A 22,900-nucleotide genomic window follows, 5' to 3' on the forward strand; every position below is an offset into this window, starting at 1 on the left:
AATCTGACAGTGATTTGGGGGGTAAACCGGCAGGGATGCCGGTTTAGCCGCGCTGGGCCAAGGATGGCCCATCGCGGCGGCCCCCCAAATCACTGTCGGATTGCGGGCATGCCGAGCCACAGCGAGGCACCGAGTGTTGGGGCGAGGACCTTTTGCTTACTTTTGGGTCCTTCCAAAAGTGAGCCGCTGTAAGAGCGGAACCATAGGCCGCCGTTACCTAAATAACGGATATGTACACGATCAAACCACAACAGCAGGCACCAAAAACGCAGCTTCCAACAACTGCCGCGTATAAGCATGCTGCGGATCCGCAAAGATCCCCGCCGCGTCCCCCTGTTCCACCACCTGCCCATGCTTGACCACCATCAACTGGTGACTCAAGGCCTTCACCACCGCCAAATCATGGCTGATAAACAGATACGTCAGGTTGTACTTGGCCTGCAAACCCCGCAACAACTCCACCACTTGCCGCTGCACCGTGCGGTCCAGCGCCGAGGTCGGTTCATCGAGCAGTATCAAGCGGGGCTTGAGCACCAAGGCACGGGCGATGGCGATGCGTTGACGTTGCCCGCCGGAAAACTCATGGGGGTAACGATGCCGCGACTCCGGGTCCAGGCCCACTTCCTTGAGCGCTGCAATAATCGCCAGTTCATGCTCGGCCGGCGTGCCCATTTTGTGGATACGCAAGCCTTCGCCAACGATCTCACTCACACACATCCGCGGGCTCAAGCTGCCGAACGGGTCTTGAAACACCACCTGCATCTCCCGCCGTAGCGGGCGCACCTGTTGCTGAGTCAAGCGGTCAAGTTGCTGGCCTTCAAAGCGAATCCCGCCTTTGCTGGCGATCAAGCGCAAAATCGCCAGGCCCAGGGTGGACTTGCCCGAGCCGCTTTCACCGACGATGCCCAGCGTCTGGCCCTGGGGCAGGCTGAAGTTGATGCCGTCCACCGCCTTGACGTAATCGACGGTGTTGCGCAAAAAGCCCTTTTTGATCGGGAACCAGACCTTCAGGTCGTCGACTTCCAGGAGGGGCGGCCCGACCTCGTTACTGGCTGGCCCACCGCTGGGCTCCGCCGCCAGCAGTTCCTGGGTGTAAGGGTGCTGGGGCGACTGAAACAGCGTCTCGCAATCAGCCTGTTCAACGATGCAACCCTGCTGCATCACACACACACGATGGGCGATGCGCCGCACCAGGTTCAAGTCATGGCTGATCAGCAGCAATGCCATGCCCAGCCGGGCCTGCAGCTCTTTGAGCAGTTCCAGGATCTTCAATTGCACGGTGACGTCGAGGGCCGTGGTCGGTTCGTCGGCGATCAGCAGTTCGGGCTCGTTGGCCAACGCCATGGCGATCATCACCCGCTGGCGCTGGCCGCCGGACAGTTCGTGGGGCAGGGCTTTGAGGCGCTTGTGCGGCTCGGGGATGCCCACCAGCTCAAGCAGTTCCAGGGTGCGCCGGGTCGCGACTTTACCGGTCAGGCCTTTGTGCAGGCCGAGCACTTCGTTGATCTGCTTCTCGATCGAATGCAGCGGGTTCAACGAGGTCATTGGCTCCTGGAAGATCATCGCAATGCGGTTGCCGCGAATATGCCGGATGGTTTTCTCTTTGAGGGTCAGCAGATCATGCCCGGAATAGCTGATGGTGCCGGCCGGGTGACGCGCCAGCGGGTAGGGCAACAGGCGCAGGATCGAATGGGCGGTCACCGATTTGCCCGAGCCGCTTTCGCCGACCAGCGCCAGGGTTTCGCCGCGCTTGATATCGAAGCTGACATTGTTGACCACGCGATGGTGATGCTCGCCGGTGACGAACTCGACGCAGAGGTCGCGGACTTCGATCAGATTGTCCTGATTCATCTCATTTCCTCGGGTCGAAGGCATCGCGAGCGGACTCGCCGATAAACACCAGCAAACTCAACATGATCGCCAACACGGCAAACGCACTCATGCCCAGCCACGGCGCTTGCAGGTTGGATTTGCCCTGGGCCACCAGTTCGCCCAGGGACGGCGAACCGGCCGGCAGGCCGAAACCGAGAAAATCCAGGGCGGTGAGGGTGCCAATGGCACCGGTGAGGATGAACGGCATGAACGTCATGGTCGAGACCATGGCATTGGGCAGGATATGCCGGAACATGATCGCGCCGTTCTGCATGCCCAGCGCTCGGGCGGCACGCACATATTCCAGGTTGCGCCCGCGCAGGAACTCGGCGCGCACCACGTCCACCAGGCTCATCCACGAAAACAGCAACATGATGCCCAGCAGCCACCAGAAGTTGGGCTGCACAAAGCTGGCGAGGATGATCAGCAGGTACAGCACCGGCAAACCCGACCAGATCTCCAGGAAACGCTGGCCGGCCAGGTCGACCCAGCCGCCATAGAAGCCCTGCAAGGCGCCGGCGATGACGCCGATGATCGAGCTGAGCACGGTCAGCGTCAGGGCAAACAGCACCGACACACGAAAGCCGTAGATCACTCGCGCCAGCACATCGCGGCCCTGGTCGTCGGTGCCCAGCAGGTTCACCGAAGACGGCGGCGCTGGCGCGGGGACTTTCAGGTCGTAGTTGATGCTCTGGTAGCTGAACGGGATGGGCGCCCACAGCGTCCAGGCGTCCTTGGCCTTGAGCAGTTCCTGGATATACGGGCTTTTGTAGTTGGCCTCCAGCGGGAATTCGCCGCCAAACGTGGTCTCCGGGTAGCGTTTAAGCGCCGGGAAATACCAGCCACCGTCGTAATGGACTGCCAGCGGTTTATCGTTGGCGATCAACTCGGCGCCCAGGCTAAGCACGAACAGAATCAGGAACAGCCACAGCGACCACCAGCCACGTTTGTTGGCTTTGAAACGCTCGAACCGGCGGCGATTGAGGGGGGACAGGTTCATCTCAATGCTCCCGGCTGGCAAAGTCGATACGCGGATCGACCAGGGTGTAGGTGAGGTCGCCGATCAGCTTCACGATCAGCCCCAGCAAGGTGAAGATAAACAGCGTGCCGAACACCACCGGATAATCGCGGTTGATCGCCGCTTCAAAGCTCATCAGGCCCAGGCCATCGAGGGAAAAGATCACCTCGACCAACAGCGAACCGGTGAAGAAAATCCCGATAAATGCCGAGGGGAAACCGGCAATCACCAGCAGCATGGCGTTACGAAACACATGGCCGTAGAGCACGCGGTGGTTGGTCAGGCCTTTGGCTTTGGCGGTGACCACGTACTGTTTGTTGATTTCGTCGAGGAAGCTGTTTTTGGTCAGCAGGGTCATGGTCGCGAAGTTGCCGATCACCAGCGCGGTGACGGGCAGGGCCAGGTGCCAGAAATAATCGAGAATCTTGCCGCCAAAGCTCAGTTCTTCGAAGTTGTTGGAGGTCAGCCCGCGCAAGGGGAACCAGTCCAGGTAACTGCCGCCGGCAAACACCACGATCAGCAAAATCGCGAACAAAAACGCCGGGATGGCATAGCCGACGATGATTGCCGAGCTGGTCCACACGTCAAAGTGGCTGCCGTGCCGGGTAGCCTTGGCGATGCCGAGCGGGATCGACACCAGGTACATGATCAGCGTGCTCCATAACCCGAGGGAGATGGACACCGGCATCTTTTCCTTGATCAGGTCGATGACCTTGGCGTCGCGAAAGAAGCTGTCGCCAAAATCCAGCCGTGCGTAGTTCTTGACCATGATCCACAAGCGTTCCGGCGCCGACTTGTCGAAGCCGTACATCTTTTCGATTTCCTTGATCAGCGCCGGGTCCAGGCCCTGGGCGCCGCGGTAGCTGGAGCCGGCCACCGAGACCTCGGCGCCGCCACCGGCAATGCGGCTGGTGGCGCCGTCGAACCCTTCGAGTTTGGCGATCATCTGCTCCACCGGGCCACCGGGGGCGGCCTGGATGATGATGAAGTTGATCAGCAGGATCCCGAACAGCGTGGGGATGATCAGCAACAGGCGGCGAACAATATAGGCCAGCATTTAATCGCCTCCGCTCGCCGGATCGGCGCTCTTGACAGTGTCGACGGCAGGTTTGACTTCAGGTTTGGCCCACCAGGTGGCCGTGCCGACGTCGTAGCGTGGCGGGACTTTGGGGTGACCCAAGTGATCCCAGTACGCCACGCGGTAAGTCTTGATGTGCCAGTTGGGGATCACGTAGTAGCCAAACTGCAAGACCCGATCCAGCGCCTTGGCGTGGTCGACCAGGCTTTGGCGCGAGTCTGCGTTGATCAGTTCTTCGACGAGTTGGTCGACCACCGGATCCTTGAGACCCATGTAGTTGCGGCTGCCGGATTTGTCGGCGGCGGCGGACGACCAGAATTCGCGCTGCTCGTTACCCGGCGAGGTGGACTGCGGGAAGCTGCCCACCAGCATGTCGAAGTCCCGCGAACGCAGGCGGTTGATGTACTGCGAAACGTCAACGCGGCGGATCACCAGGTTGATTCCGAGGTCGGCCAGGTTGCGCTTGAATGGCAGCAATACCCGCTCAAACTCGGTCTGGGCAAGCAGGAATTCGATGGTCACCGGTTTGCCGGTGGTGTCGACCATTTTGTCGTCGACGATCTTCCAGCCAGCCTGCTGCAACAGCTGGTAAGCCTCACGCTGCTGGGTGCGGATCATGCCGCTGCCGTCGGTCTTGGCCGGCTCGAAGGCTTGGGTGAAGACTTCGGCAGGGATCTTGTCGCGAAACGGCGCCAGGATGGCGGTTTCCGCCGGGCCGGGCAGGCCGGTGGCGGCCATCTCCGAGTTTTCGAAGTAGCTGCGGGTGCGGGTGTAGGCGCCATTGAACAGCTGTTTGTTGCTCCACTCGAAATCCAGCAGCAGGCTGATGGCCTTGCGTACCCGCACATCCTGGAACATCGGCTTGCGCGTATTGAACACAAACCCTTGCATGCCGGTGGGATTGCCGTTGGGAATTTCTTCCTTGATCAACCGGCCCTGGGCCACGGCCGGAATGTTGTAGGCGTTGGCCCAGTTCTTGGCGCTGAACTCCAGCCAATAGTCGAACTGCCCGGCTTTCAAGGCTTCCAGGGCCACGGTGCTGTCACGGTAGTAGTCGGTGATGCGGTTGTCGAAGTTGTAGAAGCCCTGGGTCACCGGCAAGTCCTTGGCCCAGTAATCCTTGACTCGCTCATAGCGCACCATGCGCCCGGGTTTGACCTCGGCAACCTTGTACGGGCCACTGCCCAGCGGTATTTCCAGGTTGCCCTTGGCAAAGTCGCGCGTTGCCCACCAATGCTTGGGCAATACCGGCAGTTGGCCGAGGATCAGCGGTAATTCACGGTTATTGGTGCGCTTGAACTTGAACAGCACACGCAGCGGGTCTTCGGCGACCACTTCGTCGACGTCGGCGTAGTAGTTGCGGTAGAGCGGCGAACCGTCCTTGATCAGCGCCTGGAAGGTGAACACCACGTCTTCGGCCCGGATCGGATGGCCATCATGGAAGCGCGCTTCGGGGCGCAGGTAGAAGCGCACCCAGCTGTTGTCCGGAGCCTTTTCGATCTTGCCGGCCACCAGGCCGTATTCGGTGACGGGCTCGTCCAGGCTTTGCATGGCCAGGGTGTCGTAGATCAGCGGCAGGTTGTCTGCGGGCACGCCCTTGCTGATGTAGGGGTTGAGGCTGTCGAAGCCGCCCATGCTCGATTCACGGAAGGTGCCGCCCTTGGGCGCGTCGGGGTTTACATAGTCGAAATGCTTGAAGTCGGCGGGGTACTTGGGTGGCTCGCTGTACAGGGTCAGCGCATGTTGCGGCGCGGCATTGGCTGCGCCGCACGCTAACAAGGCGCCAAACAGGGCGGTGCGCAAGGTCATCATTGGGCTTTCTCCGAAGCTTTCAGCCACCACGCGCTCAAACCCAGGCTATAGGGCGGCGTGGTGACAAAGGCGAACCGGTTGCGGTACGCCAAGCGATGATAGTTGAGGTACCAGTTGGGAATACTGTAGTGCTGCCACAGCAGCACCCGGTCGAGGGCGCGGCCGGCGGCCAATTGTTCTTCGCGGGTCTGCGCCGCCAGCAGTTGGTCGAGCAGGTGGTCGACCACCGGGTTGGCGATGCCGGCGTAGTTTTTGCTGCCCTTGATGGCCGCCTGGCTGGAGTGGAAGTACTGCCACTGCTCAAGGCCCGGGCTCAAGGTCTGGTTGAGGGTGATCAGGATCATGTCGTAGTCGAACTGATCCAGGCGCTGCTTGTATTGCGCCCGGTCAACCGTGCGCAGGCGCGCGTCGATGCCGATACTTTTGAGGTTTTCGACGTAGGGCTGCAGGATGCGTTCAAGGTTCGGGTTGACCAGCAGAATCTCGAAGCGCAGCGGTTGGCCCTTGCTGTCGAGCAGGCGCTGGTCTGAGAGTTTCCAGCCCGCTTCGCCGAGCAAGGCCAGGGCGCGGCGCAACGTCTCGCGCGGGATGCCGCGGCCGTCGGTCTGCGGCAGGCTGAAGGCTTGAGTGAACAGGTTGGGCGGCAACTGGTCGCGGTAGGGCGAGAGCATCAGCCATTCATGCCCCACTGGCACGCCGGTCGCAGAAAACTCACTGTTGGGGTAGTAACTGAGCGTGCGTTTATAGGCGCTGCTGAACAGGGTGCGGTTGGTCCATTCAAAATCGAACATCAACCCCAGGGCTTCACGCACTTTGGTCTGGCTGAAGATCGGCCGCCGCGTGTTCATGAACAAGCCCTGGCTCTGGGTCGGGATCTGGTGGGCGATCTGCGCCTTGATCACGTCGCCGCGGTTGACCGCCGGGAAGTTGTAGCCAGTGGCCCAGTTCTTGGCCTGGTGTTCGATATAGAGGTCGAATTCACCGGCCTTGAAGGCTTCGAAGGCCACGTCGCTGTCGCGGTAGAACTCCACTTCGACCTTGTCGTAGTTGTAGAACCCCTGGTTGACCGGCAGGTCTTTGCCCCAGTAATCCTTGACCCGCTCGAACACCAGCTGGCGGCCCGGGGTGACCTTGGTGATGCGATACGGCCCGCTGCCCAAAGGCGGCTCGAAGGTGGTGGCCTTGAAGTCGCGGTTCTTCCAGTAATGCTGGGGCAGAACCGGCAGTTCGCCCAGGCGCAGGATCAGCAGTGGGTTGCCGGCGCGTTTGAACACAAAACGGATGCGATGGCGGTTGAGAATGTCGACCCGCGCCACTTCCTGCAGGTTGGTGCGGTACTGCGGGTGGCCTTCGGTGAGCAGGGTGCGATAGGAAAATGCCACGTCATAAGCGGTGATCGGCTTGCCATCATGGAAGCGCGCTTCCGGGCGCAGGTTGAACACCACCCAACTGCGGTCCTCGCTGTACTCCACCGATTGGGCAATCAGCCCGTAGCTGGAGGTGGGCTCGTCACCGGACGGCGCGTACTGGCCGGTGCCGACCATCAGCGGCTCGTTCAGCTCGTTGACGCCGTATTGCAGGAAATTGGGCGTGGAAACCGGGCTGGTGCCCTTGAAGGTGTAGGGGTTGAGGGTGTCGAAGGTGCCAAATGCCATGACCCGCAATGTCCCGCCTTTGGGCGCTGCAGGGTTTACCCAGTCGAAGTGGGTGAATTTGGCCGGGTACTTGAGTGTGCCGAACTGCGTGTAACCGTGGCTCTCGGTAATCGTCGCGTTCGCAGCAAAGCTCAAGGCCAGACTTATTAGTAGAAGGAGGGGACGCTTCAAGTCAGAGATCCGATCCAGGCGGCTTGGGCTTTATGATCGGTACAGTAACAGCTTGTTCCGGTTGGAAAAAGGTCGCTGAAAACACTGGGGTCAGGGTTGGGAAGGTATCGGATTGGGTGAAGATCAAATGTGGGAGTTGGCTTGCCTGCGATAGCATCAACTCGGTGTGCCTGACACACCGAGGTGTTTGCATCGCAGGCAAGCCAGCTCCCACACAAGCCAGTCCCCACGGGACTTTATCTAGGCCCGGAAACCACCAGCATCTGGCCTGGCTTGAGTGCCTGGCCAGTACGCGGGTTCCAACGCTTGAGATGTTGCATCTCGACGTTGAAGCGCTTGGCGACGATGTACAGCGAGTCACCTTTCTTGACCTTGTACTGCACCGGTTTCTTGCTGCTGGCCACCAGTTTGCGGGTGTCCTGCATCACCAGGGTCTGGCCGACCTTTAGGGCCTGGCCATTGAGTTTGTTCCAGCGCTGCAGGTCATGTACATCGACCTTGTTCGCCTTGGCGATCAGCGTGAGGTTGTCGCCACTGCGGACCTTGTAGTTGCGGGTACGCCCGGCCACCCGTGTGCTCTCAACTTCGTCGAACACCTGCTTTTTCGGGCGCATCGCCAGCAATTCTTCGGGCTTCATCGTCGAAAGGGTGCTGGTGAGCAACTGCGCCTTGGAGCTTGGCACGAGCAAATGCTGCGGGCCGTCCAGGGTGGTGCGTTGTTTCAGGGCCGGGTTGAGCTGGAACAGTTCGTCTTCGTCGATCTCGGCCAGCGCGGCAACCCGGGACAGGTCCATGCTTTGCTTGACTTCAACCACTTCGAAGTACGGCGTGTTGGCAATCGGGCTCAGGTTGACGCCATAGGCCTCGGGGGCCAGCACCACTTGGGACAGCGCCAGGAACTTGGGCACGTAGTCCTTGGTTTCCTGGGGCAGGGGCAGGTTCCAGTAGTCGGTGGGCAGGCCGAGCTTTTCGTTGCGCTCGATCGCCCGGCTGACCGTGCCTTCGCCGGCATTGTAGGCCGCCAGGGCCAGCAGCCAGTCGCCGTTGAACATGTCATGCAGGCGCGTCAGATAGTCCAGGGCGGCGGTGGTGGAGGCGGTGATATCGCGGCGGCCGTCGTAGGCGCGGGTCTGGCGCAGGTTGAAGTAGCGCCCGGTGGAGGGGATGAACTGCCACAGGCCGACCGCATCGCTGCGCGAATAGGCCATCGGGTTGTAGGCACTTTCGATCACTGGCAGCAGCGCCAGCTCCAGGGGCATGTTGCGTTCTTCAAGGCGTTCGACGATGTAATGAATGTAGAGGCTGCCGCGTTCTCCGGCGTTCTCTAAAAAGGACGGGTTGCTGGCGAACCACAAGCGTTGTTGCTCGATGCGCGGGTTCACACCCAGGCCGTCCTGCAATTGAAAGCCCCGGCGCATGCGTTCCCAGACATCCTGGGGCACTTCGGGGCTAGGCTTCTCTGAGAGCCAAATAGGTTTTTGCTTGATCTTGGCAGCAAGATTGGGTTTGGGTTGCACGGTGGATTGTGCAGCGAAATTGGTCGATTGGCAGCCCGCCAGAGTCGCGGAAACGGCCACCGCCACGGCTTGAGCCAGGCGGGTCAATGCGTCTGAAGAAATGGATTTACGAATAGATGACGACATTGGCTGGAAGTAAGTTCCGGGCAAAAATGTCGGGCGATTCTAGAAAGCGCTTTGGTTCCGGTCAACCATTCAGAAATTCCGTATCAGATTGCATCCGCTTAGAACTTATCTTTCCAAGCCCTCAAGCTAGCAAACACCTCGGCCCCAGTGCGGTTGTCGCGACCGTTCCGTTCGTCCGCTTTTTGTTTAACGGATGTTTCGGCGGTACGCAGGAAAGGGTTAGTACGTTTTTCCAGGGCCAGGTTGGAGGGAAGTGTCATTTCACCACGGGCGCGCAATTGCTTGACGGTCTCGACGCGTTCGGCGATATCGGCATTGTCCGGTTCCACGGCGTGGGCAAATTTGAGGTTACTTTGCGTGTACTCATGGGTGCAGTACACCAGCGTGTCGGCGGGCAGGGCGGCCAGGCGCGCTAGCGAGGCGTGCATTTGTTCCGGGGTGCCTTCGAACAGGCGCCCGCAGCCGGCGGCAAACAGGGTATCGCCACAAAACAGCACGCCCTGGTGGTAATAGGCGATATGGCCGAGGGTGTGGCCGGGCACGCTATAAACGTCGAAGTCCCAGCCGAGCGCGTTGATGCGCGCGTTATCGTGCAGGGCCACGTCCCGCGCCGGGATCTTTTCGTTCGCCGGGCCGTAAACCTTGGCGCCGGTTGCATGTTTGAGCTGTTCGACGCCGCCGACATGATCATGGTGGTGGTGGGTGATCAGGATGTCGCTGAGCCTGTACCCAGGGTTTTGCTTGAGCCAGGCCAGCACCGGCGCGGCATCGCCGGGGTCGACCACGGCGCAGCGTAGGGTATCAGGGTCTTGTAACAACCAGATGTAGTTATCGGTGAAGGCGGGCAGGGCACTGATCTGTATCATTCTTCGATTCGCCAAGCTGAACACTTTGGTGCATCTTAGAACGTCTAGGCGAATTGGAGAATGCAATGACTGATAAAGCGTTCGCCCAGGCCGATCCTGAATGGCTGGCCCTGATCAGCGCAGCCCGTGACTGGCTGTCCGGGCCGATCGGGCAATTTTTGCTGGACGAAGAGCGGCGCATGCTCGAAGACGAGCTGGGCCGGTTCTTTGGTGGTTACCTGGTGCACTACGGCCCGTCGGCCCAGACGCCGCCCGCTGCGCCGCAGGTGCAACGCAATGTGCGCCTGGGCGCGCCGTTGCCTGGGGTCGAGATTGTGTGCGAGGAACAGGCCTGGCCGCTGAGTGAACATGCCGCCGATGTAGTGTTGCTGCAGCACGGCCTGGATTTCTGCCTGTCGCCCCACGGTTTGCTGCGCGAGGCCGCCAGCAGCGTGCGCCCAGGTGGCCATTTGCTGATCATCGGCATCAACCCCTGGAGCAGTTGGGGCCTGCGCCATGTGTTCGCCCATGACGGCCTGCGCCAGGCGCGCTGCATCGCGCCGTCGCGGGTGGGCGACTGGTTGAACCTGCTGGGCTTCGCGCTGGAGAAACGCCGCTTCGGGTGCTATCGTCCGCCGCTTGCGTCTGCCAAGTGGCAAGGACGGCTGGCCGGCTGGGAGCGCCGGGCGGGTGCCTGGCAACTGTCGGGCGGTGGCTTCTATTTATTGGTCGCGCGCAAGATCGTGGTCGGGCTGCGGCCGGTGCGGCAGGTCGCGCGTCAGCCCATGGGCAAGCTGGTGCCGATGCCGATGGCCAAGGTCAACCGCAAGCAGAGCGAACCGTAACCCCTCTTTTTGATTGAAGACCGAGCAACTGATGACCGATACCGTAGAACTCTTCACCGATGGCGCCTGCAAGGGCAACCCTGGCCCCGGCGGCTGGGGCGCGTTGCTGGTGTGCAAAGGTGTGGAGAAGGAACTGTGGGGCGGCGAAGCCAACACCACCAACAACCGCATGGAGCTGATGGGCGCCATTCGCGGCCTGGAAGAACTCAAGCGTCGCTGTGACGTGCTGTTGGTGACCGACTCGCAATACGTGATGAAGGGCATCAACGAGTGGATGGTCAACTGGAAGAAGCGCGGCTGGAAAACCGCGGCCAAAGAGCCGGTAAAGAATGCCGACCTGTGGCAACTCCTCGATGAGCAATGCAACCGCCATGACATCACCTGGAAATGGGTACGCGGGCACATCGGCCACCCGGGCAACGAGCGCGCCGATCAATTGGCCAACCGTGGCGTGGATGAAGTTCGGGGCTACAAACAGAGCTGAGCCGGCTGACGTGTTAACATCGCGCCCCTTGATTCACATCACACTGCACACCACCGTTGAGAGCTGAACCCTGATGGCCATCCGATCTGTTGTACTCGATACCGAAACCACCGGCATGCCGGTGACCGATGGTCACCGGATCATTGAAATCGGCTGTGTCGAATTGATGGGTCGCCGCCTCACCGGGCGTCACTTTCACGTCTACCTGCAACCGGATCGTGACAGTGACGAGGGCGCAATTGGCGTCCACGGTATTACGGATGAATTCCTCAAGGGCAAGCCGCGCTTTGCTGAAGTGGCGGACGAGTTTTTCGAGTTCATCAACGGCGCTCAACTGATCATCCATAACGCGGCGTTCGACGTCGGGTTCATCAATAACGAGTTTGCCCTGATGGGGCAGACCGAGCGTGCGGATATCTCCCAGCACTGCTCGATTCTCGATACCTTGATGATGGCCCGTGAGCGTCACCCCGGCCAGCGCAACAGCCTGGATGCGTTGTGCAAACGTTATGGGGTTGATAACTCTGGCCGTGAATTGCACGGCGCCTTGCTCGACTCCGAGATTCTCGCCGACGTTTACCTGACCATGACCGGCGGGCAGACCAGCCTGTCCCTGGCCGGTAATGCTTCCGATGGCAGCGGCTCGGCGGAAGGTTCGGGCAACCGTCCTTCGGAAATCCGCCGTTTGGCGGCGGATCGCAAGCCGACCACCATCATCCGTGCCAGCGAGCAGGATCTGGCTGAGCATGCGGCGCGCCTGGAAGCGATTGCCAAGTCGGCGGGTGCGCCGGCGTTGTGGTCGCAACTGACTCAGCAATAATCACGGCTGAACGCAATTAAAAAATGTGGGAGCTGGCTTGCCTGCGATGGCATCAACTCGGTGTGCCTGAAGTACCGAGTTGATGCCATCGCAGGCAAGCCAGCTCCCACAGTAGATTTGCGTCGTCTGTAAAATCTTCATTCGCCACATCCCCTCCCAGCTTCTACCCTGAGTGCATAGCCCTCAGGACTCAAAGCACTCATGTACAAAGACCTGAAGTTCCCTGTTCTTATCGTGCACCGTGACATCAAGGCCGACACCGTTGCCGGTGATAGGGTCAGAGGCATCGCCAGGGAGTTGGAACAAGAGGGCTTCAGTATTTTTTCTGCGGTGGATTACGCCGAAGGCCGATTGGTGGCTTCTACCCATCATGGCCTGGCGTGCATGTTGATTGCCGCCGAGGGCGCTGGCGAAAACACCCACCTGCTGCAAAACATGGTCGAGCTGATTCGCCTGGCGCGGGTGAGGGCGCCCAACCTGCCGATCTTTGCCCTGGGCGAGCAGGTCACCCTGGAAAACGCGCCGGCCGATGCCATGAGCGAGCTCAACCAACTGCGCGGCATTCTGTACCTGTTCGAAGACACCGTGCCGTTTCTGGCCCGCCAAGTGGCTCGCGCTGCACGCGCCTACCTTGATGGCTTGTTGCCGCCGTTCTTCAAAGCGCTGGTGCAGCACACGGCCGATTCCAACTATTCCTGGCACACCCCCGGCCATGGCGGCGGTGTGGCTTATCGCAAAAGCCCGGTGGGGCAGGCGTTTCATCAATTCTTTGGCGAAAACACCCTGCGTTCGGACTTGTCCGTGTCGGTGCCGGAGCTGGGTTCATTGCTCGATCACACCGGGCCCTTGGCCGAAGCCGAAGCCCGCGCGGCGCGTAACTTTGGCGCCGATCACACGTTCTTTGTGATCAACGGCACCTCGACGGCCAACAAGATCGTCTGGCATTCCATGGTCGGGCGCGATGACTTGGTGTTGGTGGATCGAAACTGCCACAAGTCGGTGCTGCATTCGATCATCATGACCGGCGCGATCCCGCTGTACCTGTGCCCGGAGCGCAATGAACTGGGGATTATCGGCCCAATCCCCTTAAGCGAATTCAGCCCCGAGTCGATCCGCGCCAAAATTGAAGCCAGCCCCTTGACCCGTGTTCGGCCGGCGAAAGTGAAACTGGCGGTGGTCACCAACTCCACCTATGACGGCCTGTGCTACAACGCCGAACTGATCAAACAGCAACTGGGCAACAGTGTCGAGGTGTTGCATTTCGACGAGGCCTGGTACGCCTACGCGGCCTTTCATGAGTTTTTCGCCGGCCGCTATGGCATGGGTACTTCGCGCACTGCCGACAGCCCGCTGGTATTCACTACCCACTCGACCCACAAATTGCTCGCGGCCTTCAGCCAGGCGTCGATGATCCACGTGCAGGACGGTGGCGCGCGCCAGCTGGACCGCGACCGCTTCAACGAAGCCTTCATGATGCACATCTCCACTTCTCCGCAATACAGCATCATCGCCTCGCTGGATGTGGCTTCGGCGATGATGGAAGGCCCGGCCGGGCGCTCGCTGTTGCAGGAGATGTTCGACGAAGCCCTGAGCTTTCGCCGTGCCCTGGCCAACCTGCGCCAGCATATTGCTGCCGAAGACTGGTGGTTCTCCATCTGGCAACCACCGTCGGTGGCCGGCATCGACCGGGTCGCCACCGCGGATTGGCTGTTGCACCCGCAGGATGACTGGCATGGCTTTGGCGATGTGGCCGAAGACTATGTGTTGCTGGACCCGATCAAAGTCACCTTGGTGATGCCCGGCCTCAACGCCGGTGGCGCCTTGAGCGACTGCGGAATTCCCGCCGCAGTGGTCAGCAAATTCCTCTGGGAACGGGGGCTGGTGGTGGAAAAGACCGGTTTGTATTCCTTCCTGGTGTTGTTCTCCATGGGCATTACCAAAGGCAAATGGAGTACCTTGCTCACCGAATTGCTGGAGTTCAAGCGCAACTACGACGCCAATTCCAGCCTGGCCAGTTGTTTACCCTCGGTGTTCAAAGAAGGCCCGGCACGTTATCAAGGCCTGGGTTTGCGTGACCTGTGCGACCAATTGCATAGTTGTTACCGCAGCAACGCCACCGCCAAGCACCTCAAGCGGATGTACACCGTGTTGCCGGAAATTGCGATGAAACCGGCCGATGCCTACGACCAACTGGTCAGGGGTGAAGTCGAAGCCGTTTCCATTGACGCCTTGCCAGGACGCATCGCAGCCGTGATGCTGGTGCCTTATCCGCCGGGCATCCCGTTGATCATGCCGGGCGAGCGCTTTACCGAGTCGACACGCTCGATCATCGACTATCTGGCATTTGCCCGTACGTTCGATAGCAGTTTCCCCGGTTTTGTCGCCGATGTTCATGGGTTGCAACACGAAGATGACGGCAGTGGCCGTTGTTACACCGTCGATTGCATCAAGGGTTAAGGATGTTTATGCAAGCTGTAATGAACCCGAAGTATCCGGGGCTCAGCGTTCGGGTCGCCGACGAAGGCTTTGACGCCTACGTGTGGGGCAATGATTTCAGCTTTGAGGTCAGCGCCTATGGCGTACCGGAGATGGGCAAGCGCGTCGACCAATGGGCGCTGGAGCGCATTCTGCCGTACCGCAAGTGTTACGGCATCGACCCGGAAGAGTTCGCCAGTTTCCGCGATGCTCCCGACAGTGCGATTTTTATGGCGTACCTGGATGATCGCGCGGTGGGGCACATTGTGGTCAGCACCAACTGGAATGGTTTTGCCCATGTCGACGAGCTGGCGGTGGCCATGCCTGCGCGGCGCCATGGTGTAGCCAAGGCATTGCTGGATGTGGCGCAGTTCTGGAGCCGCAAGAAGAACTTGCCGGGCATGATGCTCGAAACCCAGAACAATAACCTCGGCGCTTGCCGATTGTATGAGCGCTGCGGGTATGTGATGGGTGGGATCGATCAATTGCGCTATCGCGGGATTGACCCGCAAACCCGCGAAGTGGCAATTTTCTGGTATCGGTTGTTCACGTCTGAGCGGCAGACGGCCTGAATGCCCTTGCCCCTGGCGTTCAGGCCGCGTTGAGGTGCGGCAGGCTAAGTCATGAATCGATCCACGAATGTTCGGCACCAATGGTAACCTGCAACTGGTCACGGAGTGAGCGGTAGTGCTTCTTGGCTTGCTCCAGACTCTGTTGTAGCCCATCCGGCTCACTCAGGCCTTTACTGGCGTAGTACTGGTGAATGTCGTCTTCCAGGCTGAACGGTATACCGGGCACCGCGCCGTGTTTGACCTGCTGCATTTTTTCTTTGCTCATTCCATCGAATCCCGCATCGTAAATGTCCGGTCGCTTGGACCTCAGTACATCGTCAAGCAGGTTCGGGCCGACGGTCTCAAAGATCTTGCCTTCGTACTCCAGAAAATCTGAAGTGTAGGTGAGCCCGCCGTTGACCTCTCTGGAAAGTGTCGGGCGGTTGGCCGCAAAATACGCTTTGTTTTCAGTGAAGCGCCGGTTCATCTCGGCGATCATTTCGGTGACCACCGGGTTATCCGGTTGCGTGGCGAAGTTACTGGTGTTGTAGAAGGGTTTGTAGTCAGTGATTTTGTGAGCGACTGGTTTGCTGAGCAGCATATCCGAGTCACCCGCGTTCAAACCGGCGGATCCCACCGCGCCTTTGATGGTGTCGTCGGTGTCGAGATAAATGCCACCATATTTATTCATCAACGGATAGCGAGCTACATCGGAAGTGGCGGCAAGGTTTTTTCCTTGGCCTCTGCGGAAGTAGGCGTACAGTTCGGTGTTCTTCAAGGGTTGGAAAAAGTCTTCTTCATGCAAATTCATGACGGTGACGCCGGGCGCATCCTTTTCCAGCTTGAGTTTGATGGTCTGCAGCAACTCTGGCGTGTCGGCGTCGACGTGCACAATGGATTTGAAACCGGGCATTTTTTCGGCGTTGGTCGCGATATTCTTGATCAGCTTGTCGGGTATTTCGCCGCCGGCCCAGAAGTAGTGAATGTTGGTTGGGATGGGCCTGATATTGCTGGACTTCTGCAAGATAGCCGGTGGGGTTGCATCGATAAACCTGAAGTTGTGCTCGGGGATCTTCTGGGCATTTTTATATTCCTCCAAGGGTCCCATCTGCCACTTGTTCTTTGCGCTTCTCCAGAAGTACTCGGTGGTGACGCCGTTGGCGTTACCCGAACCGGCCATCCAGGCACCCACCTTGGTATCAAAGGTGGTGACATAGTTCATGCCTCGGTAATTGATGGTGAAGGGGTATGAGGAACCCGTGGTTATTTTTACGTCGTCTACCGGTACGACGTAGGTGTTTTCATCGAGTTTCCAGGGTGACGGGGAGTTACCACCCAATAAGCGATTGGCAGTGGCGCGAGGCTCCCAGCCGGCGCTGCCCAGGTCCCGGACCACAATGTTGTCTCGGGCGGCACTGGGGTGTTGGATAACCCGCTGGCCATCCTTGATGGTGGACTGATAGAGCTTGCCGTTGACTTTTATATATTCTTTGTTGTTCGGGCCGACGTAGATATTCGCCTGCAAGCCTTTAACCTGCAGCAGGTCCGGGGAAACGATGGCCTCATATTCAAGCAGCGAGGTTCTATCAAAGACTTTGACGCTCTCACCGGCCGCCGCCGCCGCAGGCTGGAAATCTTTCAACGGTGAACCGTAGGGACGCCCCTTGGCTGCATCGAAGGCATACCATTTACCGCCCTGGAACAACGCATCACCTTCCAGCATTTCACCAGCAACCCTGGAGGTGCCTATGGCAACCAAGCCATGCTGTGTGCTGGCGGCTTTGAGCACGTCGTAGTTGCCGCTGGCGCCCTTGAGGGTATTGAATACGCTCTTTCCCTTGGACCAGGTCCAGCGGCTGATACCTTTGAGCAAATCGCCCGCACCGCCCAACGGGTTGAGCGCGTCGATTGCGACGGTACCCAGAAACCGGGCGGTTCTTGCTGCACCCTTGAGGCCGGCCACGCCTTTGGCGAGGGCTTTACTCGCATGTGCTGCCTTGCCGGCGCCCAGAGTCACCAGACCGATCACGTCCATGCCAAGGTCAAGCAAACCCTCACCGATATTGCCCTGCGTGAAGTTAACAATCGCAGACCTGAACGGAATCATATTCAGGAAAAACTCCCCGATGGCCTTGTTGGCGGCACTGGTTTTGTCGTAAGACGTTGTTCCTCGGGCATGTTGCAGTAGCTCATCGCCCTGCAAGTCCATGCGTTTGGTGAGTATTTTGGCGATGTAGCGGGTGCGGTCTGAATCGAAGACCTGTGGTGTTACTGTGGTCGCCGGCTTTTCCTTGGCCTGCTCGGCATGCTCGTCTTCGAACGGGTTGAATCGTACGGTTCTATGCAGTGTGTTGGCGTCTCGATTATCGAGCCGGGTGTAGGGTGGCGAGTAAATGTGAGCCAGGTAATTGTGTTTGGAAATGGTCCCGGCGCGTGTATCGATGCGGTAAATATTGACCTGTCCTCCACGGGTGGTTTTCACATCCAGCGTATGGCCTTTTTGGATCAGGCTTTTGGTCGAGAAATCGAGGCCGATGAGGTAGCTGTCGGTATGAAAAAACTCGAGTTTTCCATCATCAAAGTTTTCTTTATCTTCGGGTGGCACCGTCGAAATCAGGTATTGGGTCATCCCCGAGTGGCCTTTTTCCAACTCTGCTATGGCCGATGTGTAGCGTTGGGTAAAGGTGTCTGCGACGGAAAGTTCGCCGCTATCGGAAAGCGCGCAAAATTGCTTGATGGGGATGCGCTTGTCATTGGTGACCCAATGTTCGCTGTCATCATTATTGACTTTGTCGCCGTGCATGACGACATCGAGCATTGAATATGTTCCGGGGAAGCGACCGGGGCGTCCTTCGATCAGTCGGGCTTTCGTGAGGTTTTTCGCCTTGAAGACCTCATCGGATATGCCTGGAAATTTCTCCCTGAGCAGATCCATTCCCAGGTTTTCACGCATCGGGATGGGGGTTGCGAGTGCCCGGCTGATGTCTTGCAAGGTTTGCTGCTGGGCGCTAAAGGTACTTTGCACAGTGTGCATCTGCGTGTCGTCGGGCGTCGTGCCTGCATTCAAGTAGCCTTTGACTTCACCCCAATTGTGCAACGCTTCGCGATGGATATGCTGCGAGAGCGGTGTGCCGATGTCGATGCCCTCTGCGGCGGCGAGCACTTCGCTGTAGGTCATTGTGAGTGTGCGCCCCGGCGATTCAGCTTCCAGCTTGGCGGCGGCGATCGTCAACTGTGTCCAGGGAATGCTGCCGTAGGTCACGCTCGCCGGAATGTCCTTGACCAGGTATTCAGGGGCGCAGTGGGCCAACAACATGCGGGCCGCCAGTTGAGCCGATGCCGCAGAGGCTCGGCCTGTTGCCACCAGATGACGGCTCAAACCCTCGATGACGACCGTGGCCGGTCGGTACCAATGCTGGCGTTGCCCAAGATCAAAGCCGGCAACGCGGTTACGCGCCGGAGTGCCCACGGATTGGGGATTCAGCCCCAGATGAATCGCAGCCAACAAATAGTCATTGACGCTGGTGTTCGTTGCAATGCCGCCCAACCGGGTTTGAATGGCCTGGCCCAGCGCTTGCGCCTTGGCCGATCCCAGCAGCGTTTCTACTGCGCTGCTGGTGAATTTGAAATCATTGCTGGACAACTCGCACGCGGACAACAGATAGCCCAGCACGCCTTTTGGATCAGTCAGTGGCAGTTCCGGCAGCGTTGAGTCAGGAGCGTTCAGCAGGTCGATGATGGCTTGTTTGTCTTGCGCCGAGAGCGGGATCGGCCAGGACAGCGCGCCGCTGAAGTTGCCCAGGGGCGGGGTCTGAACGTGCTTTGTCGCTAGCTGATAAAGGGCCTGCAACGCGTTCAGGGTTTTGGGCAGGGGCAAGTCGCTGCCGCTGAGGTATGTGCCCAATTTGACGATGCTGGTCGGCGCCAGATTGTGCTTTTGATAGTAGCTGGAGCCTTCACAGACCGGTATTGAGGTGCTATTCCAGTGCGACGTCAGCCGGCCTTCGAGCAGGCTTTGTTGCTCACTGGAAAGGGGGGGCGGGAAGGCGGCTTGCAGTTCTTCCAGGCTTGTGCGCAGTTTTGCCGCCAGGGTTTCCCAGTTACACCGATCGGCAAAAGCTTTTTTAAGCGCTGCCGGGTTGTCCAGGGTGCCAGGGGTTGCATCGTTGGCTGAGGCTTCAATCGAATTCGGTTGAGCGCTAGTTAACGCACCGGCGTCCTGCGGTGGGTTGAGACTGGCAGGGTTTTGAAGGGCTCGATCAGTAAGGACAGAATGGAGGGTAGTCATAGAAAACGCTTCCTTGTTTAGAGTATGTCGTCCAGTGGAAAGCACTCGGCTGTGCTTTCTGCTTCTGTGAGTGCGACGCTTCTAGAACAAGGTTCCAGCGGGAGTTTTTAGAATTTATGTCGGTGAAAGCGCACTAGATGGTGCGCAGGGCGGGGTCAGGTGGATGCAGTAACGGTCAGCAAGGTTTCGGCCTTGTCGGCGACGATTTCCAACAGTGCATTCAACGCCGGAGCAGGTTCAGATTCCTTCAACGTCAATGCGTAAAGGACCACAGGTATCGGCGGCGATAACGGGCACGCATCCAGCCCAGCTTCCCGCGCGCCGAAGGCGGTAAACGGGTCGACAATCGCCAGACCCGCTCCGGCCTCCACCATGCTGCGCATCATCTGGTAGGTCTGCACCCGTGTCTGCACCAACGGCAGTGGGCGCAGGGCTTGCAGTTTTGCGTCCAGCAGACGACTTAGCGGGTCGTGACCTTCCAGCCCGATCATTGACTGCCCGGCCAGGTCCTGCAGTGCAATGTACTTTTGCTTGGGTTTGAGCCAGCCATGGGGCGCGAGCAGTTGCAGCTTGCCTTGGGCCAGTACGGTGCTTTGGATTTGTGGGTGCTGCGGATCATGCAGGCTCAGGCCCACGTCGGCTTCGCGCAGCAGCAGGCTCCTGACGATCTCCCGGGTCGGTTGGCTCGACAGGGTGCACGGTGTGTCCTGAAAGCGCCGGCGCAGCATAGCCAGGCTTTGCGGCAACAATTGGTTAGCCAAGGGCTGCGTGCACAAGGTGCGCAAGGGCGGGGCGTGATGATGTTTGAGGCGCCCGGCCAGGCGTTGCAACGGTTCCAGCGCTTCATAGAGGTGGGCGATTTCAGCCTGCAGCTCAAGGGTTTCGCGCGTCGCTTGCAAGCGCCCGCGCACACTGGCGAACAGCATGAAGCCCAATTGCTGCTCGGCGTCCTTGAGGGTTGCGTCCACATCGCCCACGGGGAGTTGCAACCATTCGGCGGCGGTGCCGAGATGTCCGGTCTGCAAGATGGCCTGAATCACTTCGATATGACGTAAACGCATCGCCGGAGTCTATGTTCAGTGCGATGGGGTTTCAATGCCTGGGTAAAAAAGAGCACAGGCATGGGTGAGTGTTGGCTACCGTTAGTGGGTATGTCACTGTCACGGGCAGGGTATACAACGAGTGTATCAATCGAGGGAAAGGGGGAGCCTCAACATGCCATCAAGTCGCTTAAGCGGAAAAATACTCACCCAGCGCGGCTTCACGCGCTGGGCGGTGCTGGTGGTGCTGGTCATTATTGGCTTGTTGGCCTTGGCGCTGGGGCCGCGCTTGTTTGGGGATGTAACGCTGACGGAAATCGCCACTGCCAAGGCGCAGGTGGCTGAGCTGGGCAAGGCTGTCGAGCAGTTCCATCAGGATACCGGCCGCTATCCTACGGATGAGGAGGGCCTGGAGGTGCTGACCGTGCAACCTGCGGCATCAGCCAATGGGAAAGGACCCTACGTCAAGGATGAGTTATTGACCGACCCTTGGGGCGTTGCCTATCAGTACCACTACCCGGCGACCCAGCCCAACACCCCCTTCGACCTGTTTTCATTCGGCAAGGACCGAACCCTGGGCGGCGTCGGCGATAACAAGGATATTACCTACGGCGACCACTGAATCACCTGGCATTCCCCATCGACCTGATTAGAATGACGCATCTGATCATCAACGACCAATGCCGCTCACCCGGCACTTAAAACAACAACAGGTCTGGTCTCACATGCCTCTACCCTCGACGTTTTTCGGGGTAAGGGCCAAACAGCTGCTGGTCTTGGTGACCATTGGCTGCGTGGCTGCTTATCTCCTCAATAATCAAGACGAACGCACCCCGGAAAACCACGCCCTTGAGGCGTTTATCCGTTCCCAGGAACAGGTGAGCGAGCAGGTGGGGGCTGTGCTGGAGATTGCGCTGGTCAGGCAGGTGGTGGCGTATCCCGCTTACGGCACGCCGGGCTACAAGCGTTCGCTGTATGCCGTTGAAGGGGAGCGGGGGCGGTTGCTGGTAACGCTCAAGCAGTTGGACGGTGAGCAGGACGTGGAGGTAACGCAGATGCGCCGGCCGTGATCCCCCGGCCCAGTCAACGCCAGTAATGGCCAGGACTGAGCAGGTCGATAAGGCGGGATCTTATGACGCGAGGGTGGTTTGCGATTCGCGGACGATGATAGTCCCCGACTGGATCAATTTGAATTCATCGCCTTCCAATTTTTCTACACGGTCGCCAATGGCCAGCTTGTAGGTGGTGGTAGGCGTCGAGCCAGCCTGGCTGTCCTGCGCCGGGTTGGATTCCTGGAACTCATGCACCGAATACACGCGTCCTTCCGCGTCTCTGGCATGGAACTGTCCGACAAGTACTGCAGCCATCTGTTTAGAACCTCTGGAGATAAACACTCGATTTGCGGTTCTGTAGACCGTCATGGAGCGGGGTAGTTTACCTATGGGAAAAAAATACTATTCGTTGATGTTTTCAGACGCTTCCTACGCTGGTGAGTGCGTGGCAAACAGCTTCGGGATTATCAAAACCCGCTGGTTAACGCGTCACGAAGGCTCTATAACTAAAGGCTCCTTTAGTCAGATGTCGGGAAAACCTCAATGAGCAAGGTCTATACGATTGCCGTCCTGGTTGGCAGCCTTAGAAAAGAGTCGATCAACCGTAAGGTCGCGTTGGCATTGGCCGAACTGGCCCCTGCCAACCTCAAGTTGAACATTGTGGAAATTGGCGATTTGCCGCTCTACAACGAAGACATCGACGGTACTGCGCCGCCCGCAGCCTACAGTACTTTCCGTCAGCAAGTACGCTCATCCGACGCGGTGTTGTTTGTGACACCGGAATACAACCGCTCCGTGCCGGCCCCGTTGAAGAATGCCATTGACGTTGGGTCTCGTCCTTATGGGCAAAGTGTCTATGGGGGTAAGCCTGGGGCGATCATCAGTGTGTCGCCGGGGGCTATTGGTGGGTTTGGGGCGAACCATCATTTGCGTCAGTCGCTGGTGTTTCTGGATGTACCTTGCATGCAGCAGCCCGAAGCGTACCTGGGCGGGGCGGGGAGCGTGTTTGATGAGGCGGGTAAGGTGTCGGAGAAGACCAGGCCGTTTTTGCAGGCGTTTATTGATGGGTATGGTAAGTGGGTTGAGAAACAGTTGGGTTGATAGCTATGGGAGGGCGGTGTACATATCCGTTGCTGCGGTAACGGCTACTTAGGGTTCCGCCCTGACGGCGGGTCACTTTTTGAAGGACCAAAAAGGTAACCAAAAAGTCCTCGCCCCACCACTCGGCACCTCGCTTAGGCTCGGTGTGCC

At 59.0% G+C, this 22,900-nt stretch carries 18 protein-coding genes; 8 read left to right on the top strand and 10 right to left on the bottom strand.

Features of this window, described 5'->3' with window-relative positions:
• Positions 1-240: 240 nt before the first annotated feature.
• The 7 genes from HX790_RS10315 to gloB form a co-directional block, all read right to left on the bottom strand.
• Positions 241-1,851 (bottom strand): ABC transporter ATP-binding protein, encoded by a 1,611-nt coding sequence (locus tag HX790_RS10315; protein ID WP_176991509.1) that lies wholly within the window; start codon positions 1,849-1,851, stop codon positions 241-243.
• Between the two features lies 1 nt (position 1,852).
• Complete coding sequence (locus HX790_RS10320) at positions 1,853-2,872, bottom strand: ABC transporter permease (protein WP_012723835.1); 1,020 nt, start codon at positions 2,870-2,872, stop codon at positions 1,853-1,855.
• Position 2,873: 1 nt separating this feature from the next.
• Positions 2,874-3,947, bottom strand: a complete 1,074-nt coding sequence (locus tag HX790_RS10325; protein WP_099549133.1) for a microcin C ABC transporter permease YejB — start codon at positions 3,945-3,947, stop codon at positions 2,874-2,876.
• Positions 3,948-5,780, bottom strand: a complete 1,833-nt coding sequence (locus HX790_RS10330; protein WP_176991510.1) for an extracellular solute-binding protein — start codon at positions 5,778-5,780, stop codon at positions 3,948-3,950.
• The gene (locus tag HX790_RS10335) at positions 5,777-7,606 is read right to left on the bottom strand and encodes an extracellular solute-binding protein (RefSeq protein ID WP_017136935.1); all 1,830 of its coding nucleotides are present in this window, start codon (positions 7,604-7,606) and stop codon (positions 5,777-5,779) included. Before HX790_RS10335 ends, HX790_RS10330 begins: the two co-directional genes overlap by 4 nt.
• Before the next feature lie 236 nt (positions 7,607-7,842).
• Positions 7,843-9,249 (bottom strand): transglycosylase SLT domain-containing protein, encoded by a 1,407-nt coding sequence (locus tag HX790_RS10340; protein WP_056859491.1) that lies wholly within the window; start codon positions 9,247-9,249, stop codon positions 7,843-7,845.
• Between the two features lie 98 nt (positions 9,250-9,347).
• Positions 9,348-10,115 (bottom strand): hydroxyacylglutathione hydrolase, encoded by a 768-nt coding sequence (gene gloB, locus HX790_RS10345; protein ID WP_017136934.1) that lies wholly within the window; start codon positions 10,113-10,115, stop codon positions 9,348-9,350.
• A gap of 65 nt (positions 10,116-10,180) precedes the next feature.
• Here gloB and HX790_RS10350 point away from each other — a divergent pair, with 65 nt between their 5' ends.
• The 5 genes from HX790_RS10350 to HX790_RS10370 all read left to right on the top strand — a co-directional run bounded on the left by HX790_RS10350 (position 10,181) and on the right by HX790_RS10370 (position 15,290).
• Entirely contained in the window at positions 10,181-10,939 is a 759-nt protein-coding gene (locus HX790_RS10350) for a class I SAM-dependent methyltransferase (RefSeq protein ID WP_176991511.1), read from the top strand.
• Positions 10,940-10,970: 31 nt separating this feature from the next.
• The gene (rnhA, locus tag HX790_RS10355; RefSeq protein WP_017136932.1) at positions 10,971-11,423 is read left to right on the top strand and encodes a ribonuclease HI; all 453 of its coding nucleotides are present in this window, start codon (positions 10,971-10,973) and stop codon (positions 11,421-11,423) included.
• Positions 11,424-11,502: 79 nt separating this feature from the next.
• Entirely contained in the window at positions 11,503-12,243 is a 741-nt protein-coding gene (gene dnaQ / locus HX790_RS10360) for a DNA polymerase III subunit epsilon (protein WP_169987818.1), read from the top strand.
• A gap of 201 nt (positions 12,244-12,444) precedes the next feature.
• A complete protein-coding gene (locus HX790_RS10365; protein ID WP_176991512.1) occupies positions 12,445-14,700 on the top strand; it encodes an arginine/lysine/ornithine decarboxylase in 2,256 nt (751 codons plus the stop codon).
• Between the two features lie 8 nt (positions 14,701-14,708).
• Positions 14,709-15,290, top strand: coding sequence for a GNAT family N-acetyltransferase (locus tag HX790_RS10370; protein WP_026013697.1), 582 nt, complete (start codon positions 14,709-14,711; stop codon positions 15,288-15,290).
• A 49-nt stretch (positions 15,291-15,339) separates the two neighbouring features.
• On the opposite strand, the gene HX790_RS10375 is transcribed toward HX790_RS10370, so the two are convergent.
• Both HX790_RS10375 and HX790_RS10380 read right to left on the bottom strand, forming a co-directional pair.
• On the bottom strand, positions 15,340-19,557 hold the full coding sequence (locus HX790_RS10375; protein ID WP_176991513.1) for a glycosyltransferase family 32 protein: 4,218 nt from the start codon (positions 19,555-19,557) through the stop codon (positions 15,340-15,342).
• A 155-nt stretch (positions 19,558-19,712) separates the two neighbouring features.
• Positions 19,713-20,618, bottom strand: coding sequence for a LysR substrate-binding domain-containing protein (locus HX790_RS10380; RefSeq protein WP_138450678.1), 906 nt, complete (start codon positions 20,616-20,618; stop codon positions 19,713-19,715).
• Between the two features lie 154 nt (positions 20,619-20,772).
• On the opposite strand from HX790_RS10380, the gene gspG reads away from it, so the two are divergent.
• Both gspG and HX790_RS10390 read left to right on the top strand, forming a co-directional pair.
• Positions 20,773-21,219, top strand: coding sequence for a type II secretion system major pseudopilin GspG (gspG, locus tag HX790_RS10385; protein ID WP_017136927.1), 447 nt, complete (start codon positions 20,773-20,775; stop codon positions 21,217-21,219).
• 103 nt (positions 21,220-21,322) lie between these two features.
• Positions 21,323-21,667, top strand: a complete 345-nt coding sequence (locus HX790_RS10390; protein ID WP_026013696.1) for a hypothetical protein — start codon at positions 21,323-21,325, stop codon at positions 21,665-21,667.
• A 60-nt stretch (positions 21,668-21,727) separates the two neighbouring features.
• Here the strand turns inward: HX790_RS10390 and HX790_RS10395 are convergent, their stop codons facing one another.
• Positions 21,728-21,964, bottom strand: a complete 237-nt coding sequence (locus tag HX790_RS10395; RefSeq protein ID WP_017136925.1) for a hypothetical protein — start codon at positions 21,962-21,964, stop codon at positions 21,728-21,730.
• Between the two features lie 228 nt (positions 21,965-22,192).
• Here HX790_RS10395 and HX790_RS10400 point away from each other — a divergent pair, with 228 nt between their 5' ends.
• The gene (locus HX790_RS10400) at positions 22,193-22,750 is read left to right on the top strand and encodes an NADPH-dependent FMN reductase (RefSeq protein ID WP_017136924.1); all 558 of its coding nucleotides are present in this window, start codon (positions 22,193-22,195) and stop codon (positions 22,748-22,750) included.
• Positions 22,751-22,900 lie beyond the last annotated feature (150 nt).

The organism is Pseudomonas sp. IPO3747 (assembly GCF_013385245.1).
GTDB lineage: Bacteria > Pseudomonadota > Gammaproteobacteria > Pseudomonadales > Pseudomonadaceae > Aquipseudomonas > Aquipseudomonas edaphica.

Coding starts and splice junctions, on each gene's coding strand:
- HX790_RS10315 (WP_176991509.1), bottom strand. CDS start 1,851: ATGAATCAGGACAATCTGATCGAAGTCCGCGACCTCTGCGTCGAGTTC.
- rnhA (WP_017136932.1), top strand. CDS start 10,971: ATGACCGATACCGTAGAACTCTTCACCGATGGCGCCTGCAAGGGCAAC.
- HX790_RS10340 (WP_056859491.1), bottom strand. CDS start 9,249: ATGTCGTCATCTATTCGTAAATCCATTTCTTCAGACGCATTGACCCGC.
- HX790_RS10395 (WP_017136925.1), bottom strand. CDS start 21,964: ATGGCTGCAGTACTTGTCGGACAGTTCCATGCCAGAGACGCGGAAGGA.
- HX790_RS10380 (WP_138450678.1), bottom strand. CDS start 20,618: ATGCGTTTACGTCATATCGAAGTGATTCAGGCCATCTTGCAGACCGGA.
- HX790_RS10390 (WP_026013696.1), top strand. CDS start 21,323: ATGCCTCTACCCTCGACGTTTTTCGGGGTAAGGGCCAAACAGCTGCTG.
- HX790_RS10400 (WP_017136924.1), top strand. CDS start 22,193: ATGAGCAAGGTCTATACGATTGCCGTCCTGGTTGGCAGCCTTAGAAAA.
- gspG (WP_017136927.1), top strand. CDS start 20,773: ATGCCATCAAGTCGCTTAAGCGGAAAAATACTCACCCAGCGCGGCTTC.
- HX790_RS10370 (WP_026013697.1), top strand. CDS start 14,709: ATGCAAGCTGTAATGAACCCGAAGTATCCGGGGCTCAGCGTTCGGGTC.
- HX790_RS10350 (WP_176991511.1), top strand. CDS start 10,181: ATGACTGATAAAGCGTTCGCCCAGGCCGATCCTGAATGGCTGGCCCTG.
- HX790_RS10365 (WP_176991512.1), top strand. CDS start 12,445: ATGTACAAAGACCTGAAGTTCCCTGTTCTTATCGTGCACCGTGACATC.
- HX790_RS10325 (WP_099549133.1), bottom strand. CDS start 3,947: ATGCTGGCCTATATTGTTCGCCGCCTGTTGCTGATCATCCCCACGCTG.
- HX790_RS10330 (WP_176991510.1), bottom strand. CDS start 5,780: ATGATGACCTTGCGCACCGCCCTGTTTGGCGCCTTGTTAGCGTGCGGC.
- gloB (WP_017136934.1), bottom strand. CDS start 10,115: ATGATACAGATCAGTGCCCTGCCCGCCTTCACCGATAACTACATCTGG.
- HX790_RS10320 (WP_012723835.1), bottom strand. CDS start 2,872: ATGAACCTGTCCCCCCTCAATCGCCGCCGGTTCGAGCGTTTCAAAGCC.
- HX790_RS10375 (WP_176991513.1), bottom strand. CDS start 19,557: ATGACTACCCTCCATTCTGTCCTTACTGATCGAGCCCTTCAAAACCCT.